This is a genomic window from Hoeflea marina, assembly GCF_003182275.1.
GTDB classification, from domain to species: Bacteria; Pseudomonadota; Alphaproteobacteria; order Rhizobiales; family Rhizobiaceae; genus Hoeflea; species Hoeflea marina.
Window position 1 is genome coordinate 1 of record NZ_QGTR01000021.1, and the last position, 1,091, is coordinate 1,091.

At 63.4% G+C, this 1,091-nt stretch carries 1 protein-coding gene; it reads right to left on the minus strand.

The genetic code is table 11. The features are described from left to right. Positions 1 to 4: 4 nt before the first annotated feature. Entirely contained in the window at positions 5 to 982 is a 978-nt protein-coding gene (locus tag DFR52_RS24125) for a flagellin N-terminal helical domain-containing protein (RefSeq protein WP_110034639.1), read from the minus strand. Between the last annotated feature and the right edge of the window lie 109 nt (positions 983 to 1,091).

A 1,091-nucleotide genomic window follows, 5' to 3' on the forward strand; every position in this document is an offset into this window, starting at 1 on the left:
GGCCTTAGCCCTTGAAGAGCGAGAGGATGTTCTGGGAGTTGGAGTTGGCGATCGACAGCGACTGGATGCCGAGCTGCTGCTGGGTCTGCAGCGCCTTGAGCCGCGTCGATTCGTCGTTCATGTCGGCGTCGACCAGCCGGCCGATGCCCTTGTCGACCGAATCCATCAGATTGGCGACGAAGTCCTCCTGCATGGCGATGCGCTTGTTGATCGCACCCAGGTTGGAGGCCGCATCCGTCATCTGGCTGAAGATCGAATCCACCACCCGGACCATGTCGTCGACTTCGGCGTCGGTGGTCGTCGCCGAGAGCGTGATGGCGCTGCCCGAGGCCGCCGTGCCGGTCGTCGAGCCGGTGTCGATGAGGAAGTAGTTGCGCGCCGTCGTCGAAGTGGTGTTGGCGTCGAGCGCGTTGGCGTCGACGTCCCGCGTCAGCAGCCCCAGGCTCTCGTTCTTGGCGCCGATCAGCGTCAGGCTGGTCACCGAGATGTCGAGCGTGGTGATGGCCACCTTGCCGTTGACGTCGCGGTTGAAGCCGCCGACGATCGACTTGGTGCCCGCCGCAGCCGTGGTGGTGTTGGACAGCCAGTTCTCGCCCGAGAACGACGCCGAGGTGGCGATGGACTGCAACTGGTTCTTGAGCTCGGTGAGCTCCTTGTTGATCTTGGTCTTGTCGACGCCCGGCTCGCGGGCGGCCACCAGCTTGGCCTTGATCTCGGAGACCACGTCGATGGCCGAGTTGAGGCCGGTATAGGCGATGTCCACCTTGGCGGCACCCAGGCCGAGGGCGTCCTCCACCGTCGACATCGCCTTGTTGTCCGACCGCATCGTGGTGGCGATCGACCAGTAGGCGGCGTTGTCGGCGGCTGATTCAACCCGGTATCCAGAGGAAATCCGGCTCTGGGCCGTTTCCATGTCGGAATTGATCGAGCGAAGTGTCTGCAGCGCAGCCATGGCTGCGGTGTTGGTCATGATGCTGCTCATCGGAGATGTCCCCTAAAATTGCCCTGGGACATACCGGCCTGGATCCGGTGACGGTGATCACGCTTCATGCATCCCGGTCTAATGGCATTGCCCGCCGACCGGTTCACCG

Excerpts from the sequence above, each read along its gene's own strand:
- DFR52_RS24125 (WP_110034639.1), bottom strand. The coding sequence starts at position 982 with ATGAGCAGCATCATGACCAACACCGCAGCCATGGCTGCGCTGCAGACA.